20 protein-coding genes, 1 tRNA gene and 1 pseudogene are annotated in these 25835 nt (G+C 37.7%); 13 read left to right on the top strand and 9 right to left on the bottom strand.

From position 1 onward, the window contains the following. Window positions 1–99: 99 nt before the first annotated feature. Window positions 100–540 carry a hypothetical protein gene (locus L2B55_RS16625; protein ID WP_237847311.1) on the bottom strand — a complete coding sequence of 147 codons (441 nt, stop codon included), beginning with the start codon at window positions 538–540 and terminating at the stop codon, window positions 100–102. Between the two features lie 240 nt (window positions 541–780). Between L2B55_RS16625 and L2B55_RS16620 the strand changes: the two genes are divergently transcribed. Further along, on the top strand, window positions 781–1275 hold the full coding sequence (locus L2B55_RS16620) for a BON domain-containing protein (protein WP_237847310.1): 495 nt from the start codon (window positions 781–783) through the stop codon (window positions 1273–1275). A gap of 14 nt (window positions 1276–1289) precedes the next feature. Next, window positions 1290–1661 (top strand): LysM peptidoglycan-binding domain-containing protein, encoded by a 372-nt coding sequence (locus tag L2B55_RS16615; RefSeq protein WP_237847309.1) that lies wholly within the window; start codon window positions 1290–1292, stop codon window positions 1659–1661. Between the two features lie 69 nt (window positions 1662–1730). Here the strand turns inward: L2B55_RS16615 and L2B55_RS16610 are convergent, their stop codons facing one another. Together L2B55_RS16610 and L2B55_RS16605 are read right to left on the bottom strand one after the other, a co-directional pair. Beyond that, window positions 1731–2687: an acetyl-CoA carboxylase carboxyltransferase subunit alpha gene (locus L2B55_RS16610; protein ID WP_237847308.1), complete on the bottom strand. Its 957-nt coding sequence runs from the start codon at window positions 2685–2687 to the stop codon at window positions 1731–1733. 174 nt (window positions 2688–2861) lie between these two features. After that, complete coding sequence (locus tag L2B55_RS16605; protein WP_237847306.1) at window positions 2862–3248, bottom strand: hypothetical protein; 387 nt, start codon at window positions 3246–3248, stop codon at window positions 2862–2864. Window positions 3249–3573: 325 nt separating this feature from the next. Here L2B55_RS16605 and L2B55_RS16600 point away from each other — a divergent pair, with 325 nt between their 5' ends. Genes L2B55_RS16600 through L2B55_RS18945 form a run of 4 tightly spaced genes read left to right on the top strand, consistent with a single transcriptional unit; the run spans window position 3574 to window position 7358 of the window. Further along, window positions 3574–4074, top strand: a complete 501-nt coding sequence (locus tag L2B55_RS16600) for a Riean_0653 family protein (RefSeq protein WP_237847305.1) — start codon at window positions 3574–3576, stop codon at window positions 4072–4074. Between the two features lie 50 nt (window positions 4075–4124). Then, complete coding sequence (locus L2B55_RS16595; RefSeq protein ID WP_237847304.1) at window positions 4125–5123, top strand: hypothetical protein; 999 nt, start codon at window positions 4125–4127, stop codon at window positions 5121–5123. Further along, complete coding sequence (locus L2B55_RS16590) at window positions 5086–7200, top strand: T9SS type A sorting domain-containing protein (RefSeq protein WP_237847303.1); 2115 nt, start codon at window positions 5086–5088, stop codon at window positions 7198–7200. Before L2B55_RS16595 ends, L2B55_RS16590 begins: the two co-directional genes overlap by 38 nt. A 26-nt stretch (window positions 7201–7226) precedes the next feature. After that, window positions 7227–7358: a hypothetical protein gene (locus L2B55_RS18945; protein WP_255696498.1), complete on the top strand. Its 132-nt coding sequence runs from the start codon at window positions 7227–7229 to the stop codon at window positions 7356–7358. A 517-nt stretch (window positions 7359–7875) separates the two neighbouring features. Here L2B55_RS18945 and L2B55_RS16585 read toward each other — a convergent pair. Continuing rightward, complete coding sequence (locus tag L2B55_RS16585; protein WP_237847301.1) at window positions 7876–11031, bottom strand: glycosyltransferase family 117 protein; 3156 nt, start codon at window positions 11029–11031, stop codon at window positions 7876–7878. 113 nt (window positions 11032–11144) lie between these two features. Next, on the bottom strand, window positions 11145–14168 hold the full coding sequence (locus tag L2B55_RS16580; protein WP_237847300.1) for a protein O-mannosyl-transferase family: 3024 nt from the start codon (window positions 14166–14168) through the stop codon (window positions 11145–11147). Between the two features lie 363 nt (window positions 14169–14531). Here L2B55_RS16580 and L2B55_RS16575 point away from each other — a divergent pair. The 5 genes from L2B55_RS16575 (at window position 14532) to L2B55_RS16555 (ending at window position 17449) form a co-directional block, all read left to right on the top strand. After that, window positions 14532–14602 (top strand) — tRNA-Gln (locus tag L2B55_RS16575). 85 nt (window positions 14603–14687) lie between these two features. Continuing rightward, on the top strand, window positions 14688–15659 hold the full coding sequence (locus L2B55_RS16570) for a ribose-phosphate pyrophosphokinase (protein ID WP_237847299.1): 972 nt from the start codon (window positions 14688–14690) through the stop codon (window positions 15657–15659). A 29-nt stretch (window positions 15660–15688) separates the two neighbouring features. Beyond that, the gene (locus L2B55_RS16565) at window positions 15689–16285 is read left to right on the top strand and encodes a 50S ribosomal protein L25/general stress protein Ctc (RefSeq protein ID WP_237847298.1); all 597 of its coding nucleotides are present in this window, start codon (window positions 15689–15691) and stop codon (window positions 16283–16285) included. A gap of 120 nt (window positions 16286–16405) precedes the next feature. Further along, entirely contained in the window at window positions 16406–16966 is a 561-nt protein-coding gene (gene pth, locus L2B55_RS16560; protein ID WP_237847297.1) for an aminoacyl-tRNA hydrolase, read from the top strand. A gap of 129 nt (window positions 16967–17095) precedes the next feature. Continuing rightward, complete coding sequence (locus L2B55_RS16555; protein ID WP_237847295.1) at window positions 17096–17449, top strand: hypothetical protein; 354 nt, start codon at window positions 17096–17098, stop codon at window positions 17447–17449. Between the two features lie 498 nt (window positions 17450–17947). On the opposite strand, the gene L2B55_RS16550 is transcribed toward L2B55_RS16555, so the two are convergent. Next, window positions 17948–19564, bottom strand: a complete 1617-nt coding sequence (locus L2B55_RS16550) for an IS1634 family transposase (RefSeq protein ID WP_237847296.1) — start codon at window positions 19562–19564, stop codon at window positions 17948–17950. Window positions 19565–19692: 128 nt separating this feature from the next. On the opposite strand from L2B55_RS16550, the pseudogene pth (L2B55_RS16545) reads away from it, so the two are divergent. Together pth (L2B55_RS16545) and L2B55_RS16540 are read left to right on the top strand one after the other, a co-directional pair. Continuing rightward, window positions 19693–20160: pseudogene (gene pth, locus L2B55_RS16545) on the top strand (aminoacyl-tRNA hydrolase); the annotation flags it as partial. 129 nt (window positions 20161–20289) lie between these two features. Beyond that, window positions 20290–20643 (top strand): hypothetical protein, encoded by a 354-nt coding sequence (locus L2B55_RS16540; RefSeq protein WP_237847295.1) that lies wholly within the window; start codon window positions 20290–20292, stop codon window positions 20641–20643. Between the two features lie 301 nt (window positions 20644–20944). Here the strand turns inward: L2B55_RS16540 and L2B55_RS16535 are convergent, their stop codons facing one another. From L2B55_RS16535 to L2B55_RS16525, 3 genes are all read right to left on the bottom strand, one after another. Then, on the bottom strand, window positions 20945–22057 hold the full coding sequence (locus L2B55_RS16535; RefSeq protein WP_237847294.1) for a Fic family protein: 1113 nt from the start codon (window positions 22055–22057) through the stop codon (window positions 20945–20947). 753 nt (window positions 22058–22810) lie between these two features. Then, a complete protein-coding gene (pgi, locus tag L2B55_RS16530) occupies window positions 22811–24484 on the bottom strand; it encodes a glucose-6-phosphate isomerase (protein ID WP_237847293.1) in 1674 nt (557 codons plus the stop codon). An 18-nt stretch (window positions 24485–24502) separates the two neighbouring features. Beyond that, window positions 24503–25507, bottom strand: coding sequence for an alpha/beta hydrolase (locus tag L2B55_RS16525; protein ID WP_237847292.1), 1005 nt, complete (start codon window positions 25505–25507; stop codon window positions 24503–24505). Between the last annotated feature and the right edge of the window lie 328 nt (window positions 25508–25835).

Below are 25835 nucleotides of genomic sequence, written 5' to 3'. Positions count from 1 at the left end.
CTTCCTTATTTGATTTTCAAGTGCAGTCTGGGGTTGGCCAGATATAAACAAAAAAACCGAGTTCTTTCGAACCCGGTTTCCCTTCTTCATATAACTAACCTATTTACTAGTAGCTTTGTAAACTTTCTCGTTTGTATTGCTGTTGCTTTGGCTAGCTTCTCGCTTAAATACAAACTGATGATCGTTTAATTCAATAATGTTGATTACTTCGCTGAAAATCTTATTATCAGGAATAGAGGATGATTCGGTAATTTTTACTTTGTTATCTTCAAGTATCCATGTTCCATAATAATCATACTTGGTTAATCCCTGAGTAACTGATTTTCTGCAAATCTGGCGGCCACTGGCATCCACCGAAAAATCATACGAAACATCGTATTTAATGAAATAACTGCTGTTAACAACCGGAAGTTCTTCACCTTTCCATAAATAGGTGGTAAGCTTCGTTGTGTCAATCAATTTTACAGTTTCATCTTTTTTGCATGCTACGGCAACAGTAAGGCCAATCAAAAGCAGGAGTGTGTGGTAAATTTTTTTCATTGAAAGAGTCGTAATTGTTTAATAATCAGATCCTGACCGTCAGAATCTGGATACAGCTTTATACGCCTTTCATTTAATTGAGTTTCAAAAAAAGTAAGAAAAATGGCAAAAAATATTGAATTTAACTGTTGGTAAGTGTTTGATTATTATTAGTTTATATTTTAAAATGATAAATAGTGGGTTAGAGTGGAAAATGTCTGAAATTCTTGCTAGATTGAAATAACTTAAATCTAAAAACGTATGCTCTCAAAAAAAATGAATTGGTTGTCATCAGTACTTTTACTGGTGATGATGGCCACAATAATGTATTCATGTGGCCCAAAAGATTCCGAAATTTCTACAGAAGTTGATAAGCAAATTGCTTCTTACGGCCCAGGAGTTAGCGCAACCGTAGAGAAAGGTGTAGTTACCATTTCCGGGGAACTGGGAGATGAAGCCAGCCGAAGCGCCATTGAGGCTTCTGTTAAATCTGTAAAGGGGGTAAAGTCGGTAGTGAACAATACTTCCGTGAAGATTGTAGCTCCTCCTGTTGAAATAAACCCTGATGCAGTATTAAGAACTACCATTGAAGAAGCATTAAAGCAGAAAGGGATTTCTGGAGTTACTTTGGCCATTATGAACGGTGAGGTTACATTAACGGGAGAAGTGAAAAAGGATGATTTGATGAAAGTTATGCAAGCTGCCAATGAGGCCAAGCCTAAAAAAGTAATCAATCAACTTAAAATCGTTAAATAAATAACACTACCATTATGGCCTTACAAGATAAATATCGGGAAGTGATAGATTTTGCCCGCGCTAATGGAGTGAACGATCTATCGGTGCAAGAACAAAACAATGTTTTATACTTAACCGGCACTGCTCCGGCTGATGCTGTTAAACAGCAGATTTGGGCTGTTTACGAGAAGTTGGACCCTGAAATGCGATCAGCTGATATGGTGCTAAATATTGGAGTTGCAGTCGGCGCAAGTACCACTTATACTGTACAAGCGGGCGATAGCCTAAGTAAAATAGCTGCTAAATATAGTGGAATAAGCTGGAAGGATATTTTTGAAGCCAATAGGGATCAAATATCTAATCCGGACTTAATACATCCGGGTCAGGTACTTAAAATCCCTCAATAGGCTTAAAAACAACAATGCCTTCCGAATTAATTCAGAAGGCATTGTTGCTTATATTATTTTACTTTGATTTTAGTGCTCGTTTACAACTCCCATTGAAGAGAATTTGTTGATACGTTCTGATATTACTGTCTCAATTTTCTTTTTGCCTAATTCGTTGAGATCAGTTAAAATTCGTTGCTTCAATGTTTCAGCCATTTGTGCAGGATCATTTTGCGCACCACCCAACGGTTCTTTTACAATACCATCGATCAGTTTGTTTTTAAACATGTCTTCGGCAGTAAGTTTAAGTGCATCAGCAGCTTTTTCTTTATGATCCCAGCTTCTCCATAAAATAGATGAACAAGACTCTGGAGAGATAACCGAATACCACGAATATTCAAGCATGTACACCTTATCGCCAATACCAATTCCTAACGCACCACCAGAAGCTCCTTCACCAACAATAAAGCACAGAACCGGAACTTTCAGTACCGACATTTCCAGAAGGTTGCGAGCAATGGCTTCACCTTGTCCACGCTCTTCAGCTTCCAAGCCCGGGTAAGCTCCCATTGTATCAATTAAGGTAACCACCGGTACATTGAACTTTTCAGCTAATCTCATTAAGCGTAAAGCCTTGCGGTAACCCTCAGGGTTAGCCATACCAAAGTTTCGGAATTGACGCTCTTTAGTGTTTTTCCCTTTCTGATGACCAATAATCATTACCGGTTTGCCATCAATAGTAGCAAATCCACCAACGATGGCTTTGTCATCTTTAACGGTACGGTCGCCATGAAGTTCGATAAAGTCTTCACACATCATCGCAATGTAGTCAAGCGTTTGTGGACGCTCTGGATGACGCGACATCTGTACTTTTTGCCAGCCGGTTAATTTTTTATACACGTCTTGTTGTGTTTGATCAATTTTAGCTTCAATTTCACGAATAGTTGCCGAAAAGTCTACCTTGGTTTTTTCCTGAGCCATTTTCACCTTTTCTAACTCTTCCATTAAAATGGTGATCGGCTTTTCGAAATCAAAAGTTGGTTTCATCAATTGTTTAAGTCTTTTTAATGTGAGCCAATTCTATTTATGGAATACACGATAGGAAAGCGCTTTAAACCAGCCTCACAATAGTTTAAAATGAGGGGTAAAAGTAAGAAACATTTTTAATTTCGAATATAGCCAATGCTATATGATTCAATTTGTTTTTTAAGTACCTTATTATTAGTTGCTTGAATCGTTAATGATTATTGCTCTGAATTTTGCTCCGCCTTTTGCGCTCTGAAATGAGTTGATCACATCTGTTAACCTGCCCGAGCTGATGGTTTTTGCGTCAAAAAGAATGCTGGCAGTAGCTAATTCATAGTTAAGGTTAACATTTAGTACTCCTTTCTGTTTTTTGAGTTCGTCAGAGAGTTGCTGAGCTTGTTTTTTATTGAGTCGTTCACCGGTGATTTTAACATAAAGCGAGTCTGAAATATAAAAACGATCACGCTTGGGTGGTGACATGATTATCACATTTTTACGACTTTGCCTAGGCGAAACGGCAAAGACTAATTGACCGATCAATGAAATAAGGATTATTACGGCCCAAATTCGATATGTTTTCATAAAGAAAGATTTCTCAAAATATTAAACTGATATTGTGTAGATATATTGTTTTCAGGTAACAATTTATTGGCAATTGTTGTCTGTAGGTAATTAATGTGTTAGATGTAGATGATTTTGCGGTTTAAAAATAACCCAAATTCGCAGGGTAAATATAAAAATAAAAACTTCTTATGCTTTTGTTTTCACAGTATTTATTTGTGTCTCATCAATATCTAAATTAATTTTCTTTGATAAAGTCTTGATTCATATATGAATTATATTCATATTGTTTGATTAAAAAACATCTATTATTCCCTATTTAATCTTAATAAAAACATTCGTCTTTATGAAAAACAACTTTAATAAAATTGTATGGCTAGTAGTACTTATCATTTTTTTTTACGCATGTAAGGATTTTGATGGAACTCGTGAAAAAGAATTTGGATGTAAGGTAAATGGACAAAAGTGGAATCCGTTTTCTGACGATTTTAAATTTAATCCTGTTGAGGCCCACAGCTATATTTATTCCGGGAGAAGAATATTCTATATTGATGGTTATAATTCTCCAAGCAATATAAAAATTGTAGGTTTTTTTATTTCAGATTTAACTACTGCTAAAGATTATCCACTGACATTATCCCCTTCTAATAATGTAGGGTCTATAAAAATTGGTGACAATGAATATAAAACAGACAATGTAAATATTGGCACTGTTTCTATTTATAAATTGGATACTGTACACCAAAAAATATCAGGCGTATTTTCATTTAAAGCAAAAATGGTTGATGGAAATATTACAGCTAATGTAACGGAGGGTTATTTTGATGTGAAGTACAAACCTTATTAATAATTAATACTAATCGATCTCCTACCACGCTACCTTAATCTACTAAACTTATGAATTTATTTAAACGTTTACCGAATGTTTCGGTATTGATCGCTGTGTTTTATTTTTTTTGCAGTTATTCTTATACATATGGTCAAATCAGTCCTTTTTCCGATGTAAGTGAAAGCACTTATTTACAGGAAACAGCCAACATACTTTTACCCATAGATAAAAGCAAAGTTCCTACAGGAATATTATATGACCGAGTATTTAATTTAGCAGGTCTTGAAAGATTTACAGGTGTTCTTGGTTCAGATACTTCGGATATAGACCATTTCCATCAGGCCTATTATGAATTGTATTCTTCAGCTTATAATACTTCAGGCTGGAAAACACCTGAACAATTAGATGCCGATTTATTAAGTTTATATCCTTCAACTACTCACCCCATTGGTATACTGTATTATAATTATAACAGTATTGATACTAATTCAGTCATTAATAACTTGTTTTATATTCAAAACGGTCAATTGTATGATGTTGCAAACCGTACAGTATCTCCTTATAACAGTAATATAACATTAATAGCCAGTCCTTTAGGAGAGGCAGAGGCGGAATGGGAAATAGGAATACATACATTTACGCTTGATTCAAGGTTTTTTCTTACCAATCAATCCTTAAATATCAATAATGTGAGTATCGACTTTGATGATGGAGCCGGTTATCGCTCACTTGCCCTTAATAGCAGTGTACAGATAAACTATGCTACAACCGGTTCGAAAATCATCAAGATGAACATAAATTTAGTTGGAGGGTCAGTGTTAAAAGCAATAGCAGGAATAAATATACGTACAGGTCGCCCTAATATAACCCCTTGTAATGGCTATGATAAAATAAATATAACTGGTTTGCCATTTAATGCCAGCCAATATGGAGGCGCAGCAACCACGCAGGCTACCGGCACAGCATATATTTATTATGCTGCTGCAAATTGCACCCCTAAAAGAATAACTAAACCGATTATATTTTTAGATGGATTTGATCCAAAGAAAAAAAAAGAAAGAGAATGAAAGAACACATCAGAGAATATGGGATGAATATATTAACAAAAAAGTAAGATTTCCCAACGGTACAGAATTGTTTTTAGGTGATAAGCTTCGAAACGATGGTTATGATATTATTATCTATGACTATGAAGATGGTGGAGATTTAATTGAGAAAAATGCATTAGCTGTGGTTCAATTGCTCCAAACGTTATATTCTCAATATCAAAATACTTTACAGGATGATTTTGTCGTAATTGGACCAAGTTATGGGTCGTTAGTGGCACAGTATGCATTAGCCTATTGTGAGAAAAACAATATAGGACATCACACCCGTTTGTACATTTCTTTTGACGGGCCACAACAAGGCGCTAATGTGCCAATTGGATTACAGCAAATGGTAGATTATTTTTTGCAGAAAGGATTAATAGGAGATATTTTTTCAAATGCAAAAAATGGTTTACACAGAACCAATGCCGCTCGACAAATGTTGGTACATCACTCTATTGCAAATTCAGAAACGCCGGCTCCAGATAATTTTAGAAACATTTTTAAATCTAATTTAACTGCAGTTGGGGAATATCCAACTATATGTAGAAAAATTGCAATTATCAATGGAAGTAACGACGCTCTTTCAAATACTCTCCTTGCTCCATGCGGGGAAATGGTACATTTTAGTATGAATAAGCTAATATCCTCCAATAAGAAGTTGAATTGGAATTGTTATGCTTCTGCAAAAACAAATAGATGTGAATCGTTAAATATGTTAACTGATGGGTGGTTATTAAGAAAAGTTATAGGTCAGCCTAAAGTTAAAATATTATATACGCAACCTGCCGCAAATAATAATAGTTATGATGCAGCTCCTGGCGGTTATTTTGAAGATACATTTAGCGAGTATGACGGTAAAGTTAGGTTTTGGGCTGCCATCGCTTTTGGCTGGATGAGAAAGAAGGAGTATCGGCATAATGTAAATGCTACTTTTATGCCTTCAGTGAGTGCTGCAGATATAAGACTGCCAAGTTTCAATCTTTCTTATAACTTTAAAAATATTAACCTTGCATGCGAAGGGCTTTCTCCATTTGACCGGGTATATGCTCCTCCTATAAATGAGCCTCACGTTTCAATAACTTCGAATAATGCCGGTTGGTTCGAAACAGAAATCAAGGGTAAACCAGGTCTAATACCCAATGGTTCAGTTTACGATGTAAATATAAGCACATCCGCTACTTGCATAGATTCAACACCTGTCACATTAACAGCTTCATCAAATGCAGGCACAGCAGTACAATATATATGGACCGTTGGTACAGAGTTAAAGATTGTGTCAGGTCAAGGAACTTCAAGTATTCAGGTCGTAAAAAATGTGCCCAATTCAACTATCTCAACTGTTACAGTTTCTGTAAATAGTCATTGTGGAAATGGTACTTTTTCAAAAAATATCACTGTAGGAGCTCCTACAATTTTAACATTATCGGGAACCTATACAACAGAAGGCTTTTCGGCCTATATTGATGAAAATCAAAGCCAGTTTTGCCTGAAAAGTTATATGTTTCCTGGTTTCTATAGTGGTGTGATAGCCCTAAACGACCAGGTGGCTACCAATTATAATTGGGAATTGGTAAGCAAATACCCAAGTACGGCTACTACCGGTATTGGCTTGGTACCAGGTACTACTAAAGATTACGAGGTGTATGTAAAGCCTCAAAACGGAATGGCCACTTACAGGTTAACTACCACCAATGCTTGCGGATCTTCTTCACGTGATTTTACGTTTGTGGCAGATGGAGATTGTCTTATTGCTTATGCAATGCAATCGCCTACCTCAGAGTCAATTACTATAGCTCCCAATCCTGCAGATAACTCTTTTACTGTTATACTGGAGGTAGGACTTCAATCTAATACCGAGACGAGCAATACAACTAAAACTGCAATGGATTATGATATTAAGCTTTATGATAAAAACATGCGGGAACTAAAGAAAGCCAAATCAAAAGGAGAAAACGTAACCATCACCATTGCCGATTTACCAAACGATATTTATTATCTAATCATTAAAGACGGTAAGAATACCGTAAACAAACAAATTCTTGTTCAACATTAACCCGAAAAACCATTAAAACAAATAACATGGAAAACAACGGATCATTAAACATCGATCCGGCTGATTTAACAGCTATTAAAGACACCTTACAGGTAATTCCGCATTTGCTGGAGCTAAAAATTGGCGAAAGCCCGCTAACAGCCCAAAATGAGGGATAAGTCGTTCGCTTTTGTGACCAAAGCATTTGAATATACCAAACAATATCCCGAGTTTGCTCGCTTTAAATATCGACGAGTTTGAGAAGGATATCAATACGCTGCAAACCCTGCGTGAGCTATTGATGTCTATGGCTCAGCTGAATATAAAGCTGGAAGGCTCCATACTGGTGGCCGGGTAGTGAAGACTATACTCTGCTTTAAACTATTACGGCTCGATAAAAGAAGGAGGCAAGGGCAATGTATCTAAATTCAAAAGTGATTTACAAGGAACTGAGCGTGCGTTTTCTGGGTAGAACTAAGTTAAGATCCATTCTTGCAAAGTTTCCTGTAATCTAAAGTGATTTTTCATTTCATCGAATGCATTCTGCATTCGGTATGGGTATATTGCTATGATGAAAAGGGAAGTTTCATTTAGAGAGGAAAGTTATGTGTATAATGAAGGCAATTTGAAAGAATTAAAACAAGAAAACTCCTGAGCGGTTAAATCAGGAGTTTTCTTGTTTACTATAAAAGTAATTTATTGCTGAAGCACTGCTCCAAACTTGCTTTCCAATGTTTTAAGTTCTGCGTGTAGTTTGTTGGCTACTGCGGTTTGCTTGTTTTGGCTAGCCATGTTGGCAAGCTCACTGATTAAGCTTAATCCTAAATTGATTTCTTCCCCAAAGCGGTTCATGCGCGGCATGCCTAAGGAATGGTAATAATCTAGCTGATTAATGATAAAGCCGTTCAGTACTTCAATTTGCTTGTTTGCTTTTTGAGGAGCCTTGCATTTGTAATATAAGTCGGCACACATCAATTCAGGAATCAGGTTGTAACCCACCTGGTTGCTGATGAATGGAATAGAGGCTGCCATTTTATCCAATGTTTTTACACATGAATCAACTTTGCCTTCGTTGTATAATGCTTGGGCTAAAATATTGAAGGTACTTTTGCAAGTGGTAGTCATGCGTGAACTTTCAGGATCAACATAGATCTTACCATCATTATAATTATCCCATTTAAATTTATTGTGCACATTGTTGTACAATACTTTGGTGTTAATACTGCCCTCACGACCTAAAATGGCATCGGTTGAGTCGCTCAGCATCGGAACCAAGCGGTAAGCAAAGCCTTCATTTTGGAAGTATTTCTGCAATCCATAGAAATTGCGATCAGGAACGGTAATTGCAAAATAGATAGGACGCTCCCAAAGGTTGTTAGCAATAATATCGAGTGCTAATAAATCATTTTTATATAAACCGTTTGATGCAATCGTCCAGTTTATACTAGGAACAATTTTAGCCTCCTCTGCAGCATCTACCACTTTATTCTTTAATACAGCGTTTTTATCAACCGTAATTTTAAAGTTTTTGGTAGGAAGATAATTAATCAACTCTCCACCTTGAGTTTGTGCTTTAGCATCTTGGCTGTCGCTGGCAATAAAGTCAACCACTTCCTTCAGCTCTGAATTTCCCTGAATGTTTTGCTCAAACAACGGTGTATAGTCGCGAATACCTGCGGCAAACTTTTCGTTCGGCAAAGAAATTTTAACTGGCGCAGATTCATTCATTTTTTCCTTCATCTGACGGCCATACCAGTCGGTACCTAATAAGCTTAGGTTAACAATACGCACATCCGGTCGAATATTTTCGACCTCCTGGCAATACCAAAGTGGATAGGTGTCGTTATCGCCATAAGTAAAGATGATCGCGTTTGGCTCACAACTGTTAAGATAGTTAGCTGCTAAGTCTCTCGAGGTGTAACGGTTAGAGCGATCGTGGTCATCCCATTCCTCTTTTGCCATTACATATGGTACTGCCACTAAGCATAGCACGGTTGCAACTCCTGCTGATGCCATCATGTTTATCCTTTTGCCTAAAAACTCATAAATAGCCAACACGCCTAAACCAATCCAAATTGCAAATGCATAAAACGATCCTACATAAGCATAGTCTCGCTCCCGAGGCTGCAATGGAGTCTGGTTAAGGTAAAGTACAATTGCTAAACCTGTCATGAAGAATAGCAAGAACACCACTGTGAAATCTTTAAGATTACGTTTATACTGGAAGAATAAACCAATTAAGCCTAAAATAAGCGGTAAGAAATATAAGCGGTTGTAAGCCTTATTTTCGGTAATGCTATTTGGTAAGTTATCCTGATTGCCCAAACGAACGGCATCTAATGGTTTAATGCCGCTGATCCAGTTGCCTTCATGGACAGCACCTGCTCCTTGCACATCATTCTGACGTCCTGCAAAGTTCCACATGAAGTAACGGAAATACATATAGTTCACCTGGTAGCCAATAAAGAAACCAAGGTTATCTGCATAGGTTGGCTCTCCTGTAATGCCCAGCCAGCTTTTGTAGAACTGAACGTGGTTAGGGTCATCACTGTAAATACGAGGGAAAGGGATTTTTTTAGAATATTGTGCAACAGGTTTAGGTCCGATTTCTTCGTATTTAGTTGCTCCTTTACGGTATTGCATTTCACCTTTTTCCTGACCGCTCATTTCTGAATTGTAATACGGGCCGAAGCCTAAAGGACGATCACCGTATTGTTCACGGTTAAGGTAGCTTAAGAAGCTATATGCATTTGAAGGATCGTTGTTATTCAGATTTGGGTTGGCTTTTGCTCTGATTACAATCATTGCAAAAGAGGCGTAACCAATCATGATAAACATTGTGCATAAAACAGAAACATTTAATACGTAATGATTGATTGCCGGTTTCCAATAAAATAAAACAAAGCCAACAATAATAAAGTACAATATACCTGCTAAAACTCCCCATCCGAAAATTAGCATTATGCCAAGTAATACAGCAGAAGCATATAGAAGGTTTTTGCTTTGATTAATACTGTAAAGCAATAAGCTTACTAATAATGCTATGAAAATAGCTCCAAACACAGCTACTCCACTGCCAAAGCTCATTCCTAAAGTGTTTACAAAGAATAAGTCAAATTTGGCTGCAAAGGCAATTGTTCCAGGAATTAAGCCGTACTGAACGAATACCAAAATTACACATGAAATAAGGAAGGTAATAATAGCGCCCTTGGTGGTTGCTTTATGCTTTTTGAAGTAATACACTAAACCTAAAGCAGGGATTGTTAATAAGTTTAATAAGTGCACTCCAATTGATAAGCCCATTAAATAGGCAATGAAAACCAACCAACGATCTGCATATTTTTCGTTAGCTTCGTTCTCCCATTTTAAAATGGCCCAAAATACAATTGCGGTACATAATGACGACAAGGCGTAAACCTCCGACTCAACAGCCGAAAACCAAAACGTATCAGAAAAAGTATAAGCCAATGCGCCAACCAAACCAGCTCCCATAATAGCAAAGGTTTGCGAGCCATTAACAGAGTCACCATTTTTTACCAATAATTTTTTAGCAAGGTGTGTTACGCTCCAAAACAAAAACATAATGGTTGCCCCACTTGAAAGGGCGGAGCCAAAGTTTGTCCACCAGGCAATTTGAGTTCTGTCACCAGCAAATAACGAAAGCACTTTGGAGATCATTAGAAACAAAGGTGCACCCGGTTGGTGACATACCTGTAGGCGGTAGGCTGATGAAATGAATTCTCCGCAGTCCCAAAAACTGCCGGTAGGTTCAAGAGTTAATGTGTAAACAGTAGTTGCAATAAGGAAGGTAACCCATCCCAAGAGGTTGTTTAACCTAGTGTAATTCGTCATAATATATGTTCGACTTCTGGTTTATTCTATATCAAATTCAAACCGCCGAATTTAGAAAATATTTTGGGCCTAAGTAAAAATAAATGAGCCGCAATTTTTTTGCGGCCCAAAACTCATGTTGTTATTTCAAATTTCTCGATAAACTCGCTTAGCCTAATCTCTATCTTTCGGCTTAGTTCAATTTGATTAAATGCTTTTGCCTGTTCTGCCAATGATTGCAATAAGTATAAGCCGGTCTGCACTTCGTTTACAGTTGACTGGCTGTATTTTGGTTTGATGGCATACAAGTGATTTAATTCTTTACTGATGTACTCACTAGTATCCTGTACGATTGCATTAGCTTTCTTAATGGCTTTGCAATTGTAATAAAGTCCCGAAGTATCTAAACGGGTGAATTGCATTAATCCAATTCCGGTATTGGTAATTGGTAAAATTTGCTCCATTTTATCTAGAACTTTTTCACAATCCTCCAGTTTGCTTTCTTTCAATAGTGCTTTTGCAAGTGTATTGTATGTGTCTCTGTACCAGCCGGCATTTCTTGCAAAAGTTGGGTCGATATAAGTAGTCTTATTGTTAATGTTGCCCCATTCATATTTGTTCATCAAATTGTCATATAACACATTGGTGTTAACCCGTCCTTTTTCGGCAATGCCATGTACCGAACCATCATCTTTTATAGGAACAACCCGGTATACCAATCCTTCCTTTTGGAAATAAGCATCGATACCACAGAATTCCTCCGAACCTAAAAATTGATGAAAATAGATAGGACGATCATTGATGTTATTAGCAATAATGTTTAGCATGAGGAGTTGATTTTTCATAAGTGGCACCTCTGGTAAACTCCACACCATCTGGTTTTCGATCTTTCCTTCATCGTCCTTACTTAGCGAAGCATTAGCCAGCATTTTTTCCTTGTTTATACTTAGTTTTATTTTTGTGGCAGGCAGATAATTAACTAAATCCCCTGAGTCTAGCTGAACTTTGGCCTGTATATCATCACTTCCAATAAAATCCAATAATTCTTTCAATTCAACCGCTTCAGAAATTTGTTGATTTAAGAAAGGTGTATAATCATGGGCACTGTTGGCAAACTGTTTATAGGTATAAGATAGTTTTACTTCCGCAGCCTTATTCACTGGTTTAAGTAATTGCTTTCCGTACCAACCCATGCCCAGCAATTGTAAATTAACAATGCGCACGTCGGAGCGATAGTGTTCTACTTCCTGCATATACCACAAAGGGAACGTATCGTTATCCCCGGCAACAAAAAGAATGGCGTTGGGTGCACAGGTATCAAGGGTGTTTTTGGCAATATCTCTTGCTATGGTACGCTGTGAGCGATCATGGTCGTCCCATTCCTGATTCAGCATCAAAACTGGAACCGCCAAAACACAAATCGTTGTGCTTAATGTGGCCGTGAAGGAGTTGTCCCAACGTTTGGTCAGGAATTCTTTTACCGCTAACACTCCTAATCCTATCCAAATAGTAAAGGCATAAAATGAGGCCGCATAGGCATAATCACGATCACGTACTTGGTTAGGTGTTTGGTTTAAATACACAATAATTGCAATACCAGTAAATACAAAAAGCAAACTGGTGGCTACAAAGTCTTTTGAATTTCTTTTAAGCTGATAGAAAAGGCCAAATAAACCTAGTAGAAGAGGCAGAAAATATAAACGGTTATAGGCTTCGTTTTGAGTTATGCTTGGCGGTAAACAAGACTGATCGCCCAGTCTTATGGCGTCAATCTGTTTAATGCCACTTAGCCAGTTGCCCTTAATTGGCTCTCCTTCTCCCTGGATGTTGTTTTGACGTCCGGCGAAATTCCACATAAAATAACGCCAATACATATGGCCCAGTTGATATGTGGTAAAGAATTCAATGTTGTCTGAGAAGGTAGGATTACCCGAAGTTCGATTTAACCATGATCGGTAAAAGCGTTCATGGTCAGGATTGGAAACTCTTGGAAATACCATGCCTTGCCCGGAGGCTACTTTGGCTTCCATTTTTTTACCAATAACCTCGTACTTAGAATCTCCTTTGGTATAAATGTTTGTTTTGGTTTGATTATAGTATTGTTTACTAGCGAAATGAGGGCCATACAAAAGTGCATCACCGGCGCCAAACTGTTCGCGATTTAAATAGCTTAAAAACGAGTACACATTATCAGGCGAAGTGTTGTTAAGGCTGGGGTCGGCTTTGGCTCTGATTATGATTAGACCGTAAGAAGTATACCCAATGTAAATAAAGCTCAAGCATAGTAGGGTAGTGTTTAACCATGCTTTCTGACGTTTTGTACTATAATAAAGCCCGAAAACAAGCAAACCTATAAGTAAAAGGATAAATGCAATAACACCGCTATTAAATGGCAGACTTAATGAATTCACAAAGAATAAATCGAATGAAGCTGCCAAGGAAACTGTGCCGGGAATAATACCATACTGAACAAGAATCAGAATTCCGCATGAAATCACAAAAGAAAGCAAAGCTCCTTTCCATCCCTTATTTATTTTTTTAAAGTAATACACCATGCCGATAGCAGGTATTGCCAACAGATTTAAAAGGTGAACCCCTATCGAAAGGCCAATTAAGTAGGCAATAAATAGCAGCCATCTGTCGACCCGAGGCTGGTCAGATTCGTTTTCCCACTTTAAAACAGCCCAAAAGGTTACCGCTGTGAAAAGTGATGAAAGGGCATATGCTTCTGCTTCCACAGCTGAAAACCAAAATGTGTCAGAAAATGCATATGCTAAAGCTCCGGTGATTCCAGCACCAAAAACGGTAATATAGGCTGATAGGGAAAGCTGTTGATCAACTTTAAGTAGTTTTTTAGCCAGATGAGTAATGGTCCAGAAAAGGAACATTACAGTTGCCCCACTTGCCAATGCAGAGCCAAAGTTCACCCACCAAGCAATTTGTGTATTATCTGAAGAGAATAAAGAAAGCAGTTTTGAAACCATAAGGAATAAAGGTGCTCCCGGCTGATGGCAAACCTGTAATCTATAAACTGATGCTATAAACTCGCCACAATCCCAAAAGCTAACAGTAGGTTCAAGGGTTAAGGTGTACACAGTAGTTGCAATAATAAAGCAAAGCCAACCAAATAGGTTGTTTAATTTAGAGTAGATAGCCATGCGTTATGTATCTGATAGTTAGTTTTTAGTAAATGCAGAGAGATTCTATTAAACGCTTTATAATGGCTAGTTCATATTGCTAAATCAAAATTTATTAAGAAATCAGGCTTAAGGGGTAAGAAATTTAGTGTTAACAATTTTTAAAATGAAGGTAAATTGTATTTTTGCAGCGCAATTTAAGCCGGATGGGCGTAGTTGAAAAATTGAGTTAATGTTCAGTAAAAATATTTTTCGCTGACTTTCAGAAAGTTTAATACAAACACTGAAAAAAATGAAAAAAGATTTTGGAGAAATAAAATTGATTTCTACTTTTGCAGTCCCAAACGACAGCGATCGGTAACACGAAAGAGGTTGCAAGGAGATAGCCCGATAGTATAAGGGTAGTACAAGTGATTTTGGTTCATTTAGTCTTGGTTCGAATCCAGGTCGGGCTACTTAAAAAAAGCAACATATTGCGAAATACGATTCTTAAAGATTTCGTATTTCGCAATTTTAGTTTTAAAGCTAAGCTTCAAAAAAATGCCTTCACAGTTTAATCCAGTTAAGTTATTTGCCGGCTCAGCATCAAGTGTGCTGGCAGAGCAAATTGCTCATGCAAGTGCTCGTGAGCTTGGTGATATCTCGGTTTCGCGTTTCAGCGATGGTGAGTTCCAACCAATTTATAACGAATCTGTTCGTGGTTGCGATGTGTTCCTGATTCAGTCAACATTCGCACCGTCTGATAATTTAATGGAATTGCTGCTCATGATTGATGCAGCTAAACGTGCTTCTGCACACTACATCACTGCGGTTATCCCTTATTTTGGGTTAGCTCGTCAGGATCGTAAAGACAAACCACGTGTTGCCATTGGCGCAAAATTGACGGCTAATTTATTGGCTGCTGCCGGTGCTCACCGTGTTATGACCATGGATTTGCACGCTGCTCAGATTCAGGGCTTCTTTGATATTCCGGTAGATCACCTTGATGCTTCGGTTATCATGGTTCCTTATATCAAATCGTTGAAATTACCTAACCTGGTAATTGCTTCTCCTGATATGGGTGGTACGGCTCGCGCTCGTGTATTTGCAAAAGCATTGAACGCCGAGGTGGTAATTTGTGATAAACAACGTAAGCGTGCCAACGAGATTGAATCAATGTCAGTAATCGGTGATGTTAAAGGTGCTGATATTGTTTTGGTAGATGATATTTGCGATACAGCCGGTACATTAACCAAGGCAGCTGCTTTATTAAAAGAGAAAGGAGCAAACAGCGTTCGTGCAGTTTGTACTCACGGAGTTCTTTCAGGTAAGGCTTACGATAATATTGAGAATTCAGTTTTAGAGGAATTGATTATTTGCGATACCATTCCTTTGAAAAAAGCATGCGACAAAATCAAGGTATTAACTGTTGCTGACTTATTCTCAAAAGCAATTTCCAATGTTTATGAACACGGTTCAATTTCAGACCTGTTCCGCATGGGTGATGGCGTTCAAACAAAAGTGAAATTTTAATTTTTTAATAATTTATATTTTTTAAACAAATGAAATCTATAGCTATTAGCGGTTCGAAAAGATCGAACGTAGGGAAACGTGATGCTAAGGAGTTACGCTATGAAGGTTTAGTTCCTGCTGTATTATACGGTGGTAAAGAACAAACTCACTTCTCAGTATCCGCTGCAGATTTACGCCCGGTATTATACACTCCGGATGCAATGTTCATCGAATTAACTATTGAAGGTGCTAAACACACTGCAATTGTTAAAGATGCTCAGTTCCACCCATTAACTGATGTTGTTACTCACGTCGACTTCTTAGAGTTGTTTGAAGACAAACCAGTTGTTATGGAATTGCCTATCCGTTTAGAAGGTACTTCTCCAGGTGTGCGTATTGGTGGTAAATTAAACCAGAAATACCGCAAATTGAAAGTTAAAGGTTTACCTAAAGACTTCGTTGACTTTGTTCCAGTTGATATCAGCAAATTGGAGTTAGGTAAAAACATTCGTGTTGGAGAAATCAAGTTAGAAAACCTTGAAATTTTGAATGCTAAAGTTGATACCATGGTATCAGTTCTTGCTTCACGTGCTACACGTCAGGCAGATGCTGAAGCAGCTGCAGCAACAAAAGGTGGTAAAAAATAATTTTTTCATCCTTGAAAATATAAAGCAGTCAGTTGAAAAATTGACTGCTTTTTTATTTTTGTGCAATTGTTTACGATTGAGTAAATCTAAACTCTAAAATCTCCATTCGTTTAACTGGAAATGAAATATTTAATCGCCGGGCTCGGAAACATTGGCCCTGAGTATGCCGACACGCGCCATAATATTGGATTTATGGTACTGGATCAATTTGCCAAAGAGGAAGGGGTGAAGTTTAACACTGAGCGCCATGCGTATTATACCGAGGTGAATTTTAAAGGCAGAACATTGCATTTGATCAAACCTACCACCTATATGAATTTAAGTGGCAAAGCCTTAAATTATTGGATGCAAACATTGAAGATTCCGGTGGAAAATGTATTGGTGATTGTTGATGAATTAGCACTGCCATTTGGACGAGTTCAACTAAAGCCCAAAGGAGGAAATGCGGGACATAATGGTTTGAAAAACATTGAAGCACTGTTAGGCACTCAGGCATACCCTCGTATCCGTTTCGGAATCGGAGATAATTTCCCTCGCGGACGGCAAGTTGATTATGTGTTAAGTGGATTCGACGATGATGAAATTCCGCAACTTCCTTTACTGATTGATAAAAGTATTGAGATGATAAAAGGTTTTTCAACCATAGGGATTGAACTGGCTATGACGAGATTGAATAAGTAATACTGCTACCACTGCTGATGGTTCTTGCCACAGGTAAGGAAAATTTTACCATTAAGTTTTGGGATTGTGAAGTTTTGCACAGACTTTAGGTTATTAAATTATTTATTTAATCAACCTAAATTAAAAAGAATGAATAAAACTTTACTGGTAATGTGTGTCATTGTGATGGCTGCATGTGGAACAAAGAAAGTATTAACCAAAGACGATGCGGATGTGGCTAGAGGTGCCTTGAAGTATCCCGGATATACATTAACTGAGTTTCATGCAGGAAAAACAGCAACTGAAAGCTATTGTGGCAGTTGTCACGCACTGAAAAATCCTGCTAATTTTAATGAGGCTCAATTAAGTACAACTGTGCCCAAGATGGTTAAAAAAGCTAATCGTAAAGCCGGAAGTGAAGTAATTGATGCAAAAACTCAGGAGTCGATATTGAAATATATGGTTACTATGAGTTCGGCGCCAGCAGTTGAAGCCAAAAATTAATGTAAATGAATTAACAAAATATTAAGCCCGGAGCGATTAGTAGTTGCTTCGGGCTTTTATTTGTGTGCTGTGCCTGCCATTTCTGTTTAGAGTTAAAGTCCTTTACTTGGAGGAATCTAAAAGATGCAAACTGTACAAGATAGGAACTTACGGACAGAAACAAGATAGAAGGCTTACCACACCGGAACGCCCTATAGCTAAACGTACAAGTGGGCCGAATTTTCACAACGGAACTATGCCCAATTCGCCTGCAATCATTCCGAACGAACAGAATTGACCAGGTTTTCGCATTACTGGTTATCTACCCTTCCAATATACTTATCAGGTCATTATTAATATAGAATAGTTCTTTACCGTCTTTAACATAGCTGAGTATTTTGGCCTTAACTAATTCATTGAAATATTTCTTGAGTTTGACAGCAAAATAACATAAAATATTTATAACCAAATAGATACGAAAAATCAGGCACACTACAAGAAATAGCTAAGTGGTTGATTTTAAAGATATTGATTCAAGGAGGCTACATTCAATACTGAAGGGAGCGATTTTAGGCCAAGTTTCTGCTGAAAGTCAGTTTCTTCCTCAGAGGCTGCAGATCGTAGGAAATAGTTTTTGTCCTGTTGCTCCACTAAACTCACCTGCATTTTATCGAGAAGTTTCCGCAGTTTTCCTTCGGTCGTCTTGAACCCGGCTTTTTCCAGTTTTAGCAAGGTGAAGTTCAGTAAGGTATAGGACAGGTAACAAAGGCAGATATGACCTTCTATCCGCTTATCTGTCCAATGAAACATTGGACGGGTTTCCAGATGGGATTTAAATGTGCGGAAGGTATGTTCAATTTTGTAAAGGTGTTTATACTGCTCCAGCGTTTCACTTACCGAGAGACTCTTATTGTTAGTGGCAATAGCCAGAAAGCCGTCAAAACGTTCATCGCGTTTTATTTTTTCCTGGTCCAGCTGATAGGTTTGTGAACCTTGTTTTTTCAAATAGAAACGACCCGCCTTTTTACTGAGGAGTTCGGGGCGGGATAATAAAGTTTCGGCTGTCTGCAGCTTTTCTGCCCGGTCGTGGGCATCTTTTTTTGCCCTTTTAGCCGAATAGGTCCCAATAATCACCCTTCCCTGATATTCGATCGTTGCATAGCGAACCATAACAAGCTGATCTTCATGATCGCTATAGCTCCATTCTCCATGGTAGTTCTTCAAGTCCAGCAGGAAATCCTGGAGGGAACCGGGAAGCTTCTTTAACCTTTCGCCTACAATAAATTCATACCCGCTTTCGGTGGTAACATCAAGATTGTTTTTGGAAAGCATCCCCCGGTCTGCCACTACAATCACCTGATTGATCTGATAGTCTTTCTTCAGGTCTTTTACCGCTTTTTCAAACGTATGACCTTCGAACGTGTCGCCTTTGAATACCTGATACCCTATAGGCTGTTTATCCCGGTCAATCAGCAGGCAAAACAAGATCTGGGTAGTACCAATCTTACCATCTTTACTAAAGCCCTTTTGTCGTAAAGCCCCCTCTTGTTCTAGTTCACTTTCAAAATAAAGTGTGGTGACATCATAGAAAACAACATCCAGTTGCTGATTGAATAAATCCCGGCCCGTTTGATAGATCTGCTTTTGGATCGCTTTGTTATAATCGGCCAGCTTATCTAAAGAACGGTAAAGATGTTGCAGCTCTACTTTCTCAATGCCCAGGTATTCGTTTTGGTTGAAATAGGAGCTTCGTTTGCTGCAGGGATCCTGCAAGCGCTCAAGAATCATTAACAGCACAGCATTCTGCAGGTCAAAGCCAAGTTTATGCTTGCTGCCGATCTGCCCGAATAAACGGGGGAGTTTATAATGGGACAGGGCTTTGGAGAAAACCTGAAAGTAACCATAATTGAAACGGGCTTTTTCGCCCGTGGTAATTTCCAGAAGATCTTTCAGGTCGCCTCCGCCAAGTTCGTAAAGTTTTGAGCCGATACGTTTTAGCTCTTCTGGTGTATAGTCTTCCAGTTTACCAAGGGTATATAAAATACGATGACGGCTTATTCCGCTCTCATCGCGATAGCTTTCAACGATGCGTAAATATTTTCCTGACTTCTTGTTTTCTACCCTTAGAAAGGCCATGGGCCAAATCTAAAGTCCCTATAGGGAAAAAACAAAAAGTTGGCACACTACACTTTTTTGAAAAATCAATCCAAAAATGGGCCCTGCATACCTAAAAATGAGGTTTTAGAAAATAGTGCTGTCAAACTCAAGAGGAAGGGGTGAAGTTTAACACTGAGCGCCATGCGTATTATACCGAGGTGAATTTTAAAGGCAGAACATTGCATTTGATCAAACCTACCACCTATATGAATTTAAGTGGCAAAGCCTTAAATTATTGGATGCAAACATTGAAGATTCCGGTGGAAAATGTATTGGTGATTGTTGATGAATTAGCACTGCCATTTGGACGAGTTCAACTAAAGCCCAAAGGAGGAAATGCGGGACATAATGGTTTGAAAAACATTGAAGCACTGTTAGGCACTCAGGCATACCCTCGTATCCGTTTCGGAATCGGAGATAATTTCCCTCGCGGACGGCAAGTTGATTATGTGTTAAGTGGATTCGACGATGATGAAATTCCGCAACTTCCTTTACTGATTGATAAAAGTATTGAGATGATAAAAGGTTTTTCAACCATAGGGATTGAACTGGCTATGACGAGATTGAATAAGTAATACTGCTACCACTGCTGATGGTTCTTGCCACAGGTAAGGAAAATTTTACCATTAAGTTTTGGGATTGTGAAGTTTTGCACAGACTTTAGGTTATTAAATTATTTATTTAATCAACCTAAATTAAAAAGAATGAATAAAACTTTACTGGTAATGTGTGTCATTGTGATGGCTGCATGTGGAACAAAGAAAGTATTAACCAAAGACGATGCGGATGTGGCTAGAGGTGCCTTGAAGTATCCCGGATATACATTAACTGAGTTTCATGCAGGAAAAACAGCAACTGAAAGCTATTGTGGCAGTTGTCACGCACTGAAAAATCCTGCTAATTTTAATGAGGCTCAATTAAGTACAACTGTGCCCAAGATGGTTAAAAAAGCTAATCGTAAAGCCGGAAGTGAAGTAATTGATGCAAAAACTCAGGAGTCGATATTGAAATATATGGTTACTATGAGTTCGGCGCCAGCAGTTGAAGCCAAAAATTAATGTAAATGAATTAACAAAATATTAAGCCCGGAGCGATTAGTAGTTGCTTCGGGCTTTTATTTGTGTGCTGTGCCTGCCATTTCTGTTTAGAGTTAAAGTCCTTTACTTGGAGGAATCTAAAAGATGCAAACTGTACAAGATAGGAACTTACGGACAGAAACAAGATAGAAGGCTTACCACACCGGAACGCCCTATAGCTAAACGTACAAGTGGGCCGAATTTTCACAACGGAACTATGCCCAATTCGCCTGCAATCATTCCGAACGAACAGAATTGACCAGGTTTTCGCATTACTGGTTATCTACCCTTCCAATATACTTATCAGGTCATTATTAATATAGAATAGTTCTTTACCGTCTTTAACATAGCTGAGTATTTTGGCCTTAACTAATTCATTGAAATATTTTGTTAAAGTAGTTCTTGAGGTTATATTTAGTTTATCTCCTATTAATTTGGGCTTAATGTAGGGCTGGCTAAAAATTAATTCATTTACCTCTTTATTGTACCATTTAATTTGTGGTTTAGCGTATGTGAATGTTGCTTCCATCTGGGCTAATATTCTATCAATAAGTTGGCTGGTCAATTGCGCGGTTTTTTCTACTGCTTCCAACATGTATAATATCCAGGGCTTCCATGAACCTCTTTGTGTGACAATCCCTAAGTTATAGTAATAATCGTCCTTATTAAGAATAATGTATTTTGACAAGTATAATACAGGTTGTCCTAACAATCCTTTATTGACTAAGTAAAGGAGGTTTAAAATTCGACCGGTTCGGCCGTTTCCATCTTGGAAAGGGTGAATGGCTTCAAACTGATAATGAGCAATACACATTTTCAATAAGGGATCTGCTGGAAATTTGTCATCATCATTCAGGTACTCTAATAGATTTTCCATTAACGCTTCTATTATACCATTACCCCTGGGAGGAGTGTAAACAATCTCTCCGGCTCGAAACGCACTTTGGCCCCTTTGAATTACAGTTAGTGAAGCTGGGGATCTTACGCCGGCAGTTGAATTTTTTATTTGTCTGAAAATACCAATTATACTATCCAAATCAATTAGGCCATTTTCTTTCATTAATTTATAGCCGGCCCACATTGCCTCCCTATAACGTAATACTTCTTTAGTTCCAATATTGATCTTAGACTCTTGTAAAGAGTTGGAAACAGCCTTATAGAGCTCGTCTTCTGTGGTAAATATGTTTTCAATTGCTGTTGATGCTTGAGCTTCCTGGAGTGCAATTGTATTTACCAACATGTATGGATTGGGTAACCTTAAAACGCTGGCATTAACCGTTGCAAGGGCTCTTGAGGCGGTAACCAACTTTTTTAAGATTTCCACATCATTTTCAATACTAGGATTAGGAGGTAATAATGGTAAATTGTTAAATGGTACTAATCTATCGTAAGGCATAATTTGTGTTCATATTTTTTAATAAAGTGAACATGATGCAATGTAAGTGTTTTTTTTGAGGTTATAAAAGAAATGTGTTCACTTTTTATTAAAAAATGAACATTTGTTGTTGTTTGTAAAAAGAAGTGAACAAAAAGAAATAATATGTTCATTTTTTTTGTTTTAAAATGAACATGTATTATTTCGTCAAGGTTCTTTTGCTCAAAAGTGTACCCGTAGAATAAATGGGCTCAACAAGGGCCCTCGACTTCGCTAAGGCCCGAAGTTTCTAACGTGGACATCGAATAATTAACTTAAATGCATTATGCGCATTGTATGAAAAAGGTATTGGCATGTACAGGGGAATATCGGACTAAACAGGCAAAGTGAAGTGCGACTGAAAACCCGACCCAAAACGATCACCGGTCGTAAACGGGGACTTTCCCTAGCCTTGATACTCGAGGAACTGCAAGCCTTCCTACAAGGCTGGATAAACTAAAAGGTAAAATGCAGCAACTGGAGGACTGGTTAGGAAGGTGATTAAAATGTTTTCGATTAAAACAAAGCAAACACAGAATCGGTATCGTCAGATTCCTCAGGAAACTTAGGATGGGTGAACGTTTATGTCAGAATGAACAATCAAGGTTGACCTCGGGTACTACAACTTAACCGTGTAAAGTGCCTTAAGGAAACCGCACACGTAAGTACATACGGTTGTGAGAGGACTAAGAAACAATGCAGAGCCATTGTTTCTTATCCTACTTTAAACAATGTTTATCTCATCTCTTTCCACACATTAATTAATCCATTCGTAGAAGAATCATGTGAGGTGATTTTATCTGAAGATTTTAATTCAGGTAAGATAACATTGGCCAATTGCTTTCCTAGTTCAACCCCCCATTGATCGAAGCTGAAAATATTCCAGATTATGCCTTGCACATAAATTTTCTGCTCGTACATGGCTATCAAATTGCCCAGGTTAAATGGTGTTAATCGTTTATAAATAATAGAGTTGGTTGGTCTATTGCCTTCGAAAACTTTATAAGGAGTGATAAAATCTATTTCTTCTTTTGATTTACCTGAACCTAAAAACTCCTCTTTAACATCTTCCTGTGTTTTCCCGAAAGCTAATGCTTCAGTTTGAGCAAAGAAATTTGATAATAACTTTTCATGATGGTCGCCCATATTGTTTAATGGTTGGGCAGCAGCAAGAAAATCGGCAGGAATTAACTTAGTGCCCTGATGGATAAGCTGATAAAAGGCATGTTGACCATTAGTACCGGGCTCTCCCCAAATTATTGGTCCGGTTTGGTAATTCACCACCTCGCCTGAGCGATCAATGTATTTACCATTGCTTTCCATATCACCTTGTTGGAAATAAGCGGCAAAACGGTGCAAATATTGATCGTACGGTAATAAGACATGGCTTTCAGCACCGAAGAAGTTGTTATACCAAATACCCAGTAATGCCAGTATTACCGGAATGTTTTTGTTAAAGTCTTCATAGCGGAAATGCTCATCCATAGCATGAGCGCCCTCCAGCAATTCTTCAAACTTATCGTAACCAACACCTAAACAAATGGAAAGACCGATTGCACTCCAAAGTGAGTAACGGCCTCCAACCCAATCCCAAAAACCAAACATGTTTGCTTCATCAATACCAAACTCAGTTACTTTGGTTTTATTGGTTGAAAGGGCCACAAAATGTTTTGCTACCTCTTTGTCATCATTTGCCGTTTTCAAAAACCAGTCACGTGCTGATAGTGCATTGGTCATGGTTTCCTGAGTAGTAAATGTTTTTGAAGCAATGATGAATAGGGTGGTTTCAGCATTCAGGTTTTTTAAGGTTTCTGCCAGGTGGGCACCGTCAACATTTGAAACAAAGTGCATGTTCAATCGCGTTTTGTAATGCTTTAACGCTTCACAAACCATGTACGGCCCTAAATCTGAACCGCCGATGCCAATATTCACCACATCGGTAATTTGTTTGCCTGAAAAACCTTTCCACTCGCCCGAAATTACTTTGGCCGAAAATGTTTTCATTTGAGCAAGTACGGCATTCACATCAGGCATTACATCTTTGCCATCAACTAAAACAGGAGTGTTTTTTCTATTGCGTAATGCAGTATGCAATACGGCACGATTTTCAGTTTCGTTAATTATAGCACCGGTAAACTGCTTTTCAATGGCATCTTTCAAACCGCATTCATTTGCCAATTCTAAAAGCAATTGCATCGTGATATTGTTGATCCTGTTTTTTGAATAATCAACTAAAATATCATTGAACCTTATATGGTGAGTTTGAAAACGGTTGGAGTCATTTGCGAAAAAATCGCGTAAATGCGCATTGCTAATCTCATTATAATGTTGTTCTAGCTTTTTCCAAGCGTTGGTTGTAGTTGGGTTTATGCTTTTGAGTGCCATTTTTAATAAGTCTGTGGTTTGCATAGTGTCAAATGTACACAATTAAATATTTCGTAAGGGTGTTAGTTTTAAAACCTTTTCTGCAAAATTGAAGCAGGTGTTTTCTACACTTTTCACATCCTTGCTTTTTAAAGGATTGCCTAAAACATGATTCTCTGGAGTGGTTAAAGGAATGAATTCTTTAAGATTTGCAGGAGTGCCAAGCTCTTGCATCATGGTGCGCATTGCAGAGACTTTTACAACAGGATCTTGATTGTGTTCATCTTTAAAATAACAAACGGTTAAAACCGGGCATTTAACTTTTTCAAAGGTTTCCTTATTCATAGAAGTTTCAATTAACTCTTCCAGTGCTGGAATTGCCTCAACTCTATATTTATAATACCAATATTTAGGCCCTTCAGCAGTGTCAATTTTAGTTATTCTATAATTACCACCTGTTACCCATTTAGTAAGTTGTAAACCCCAATGATTATTAGTTATGAAAGCAGCCGGATCATTAATAGCGATATTTGGTGAAAGGTTAATAAGTGCGAAGATCTCCGGAAATTCAGCAGCAAGTTTTAATGCAAGTGTTCCCCCTGTTGATGTGCTTAAAATAATCACCTTTCGGCCCAGTTTTTTAGCAACTGCATAAGCCTGAACAGCGCTGCGCCAATATTTTTCAGCAGTAAGATTAGCCATAGCATCGCTTGTATCAATGCCATGTTCTGCTAAGCGGGTTAAATATAAATTGCAACCGTATCGTTTGGCAAAATTAATGTGTACCGGATTGCCTTCTTCATGGCTGGCAGAAAAACCATGTAAGTAAAGAATCGCATATTCAGTTTTTTCTTTAGTTGAATCAGCCCATATGATTTTGGACTCATTTTCAGGTTTTATCTTATGGGGGGCATCAATGCTTCTAACATATTGCTCTAAGCCTTTAGTATCTGAAGGAACAAATGGGAGCTTGGTGTTGTAAATTGGTTTTTCTGGTGTAGGACCGGCTATATAAATTATAAATAATGATGCTAATAAGATTCCGATAAATGTTAAAGTTCTTTTCATTCCTTAAATCAAAGCAGTAATGGTTAATGTTTGTTGTGTTTTGCAAAATGTTAAAAATATACAATAATACTATACGTGTTCAGGTAAGTAATAAATGATCAGCAGAACTGTTTTAATACATTTTCAATGAGACTTAGCTTAATAAAAATTGAATTAAAATTATAATAAAAGGCAATACAATGTCGTTTGGAGTAAATAAAATAATCTTAAATTAATTTAATGTTGCTATAGGAATTTTTGTTAGCAATACATTTCTTTGATAAATAAATACAATGTCTATAGACTAAGAAAAACAATGCCATGATTGGCAATTTAACATTCAACCTTC

It is taken from the genome of Solitalea lacus (assembly GCF_022014595.1).
GTDB classification, from domain to species: Bacteria; Bacteroidota; Bacteroidia; order Sphingobacteriales; family Sphingobacteriaceae; genus Solitalea; species Solitalea lacus.
The sequence above is the reverse complement of the archived record's forward strand: the minus strand, read 5'-3'. Positions and strand labels throughout refer to the sequence as shown.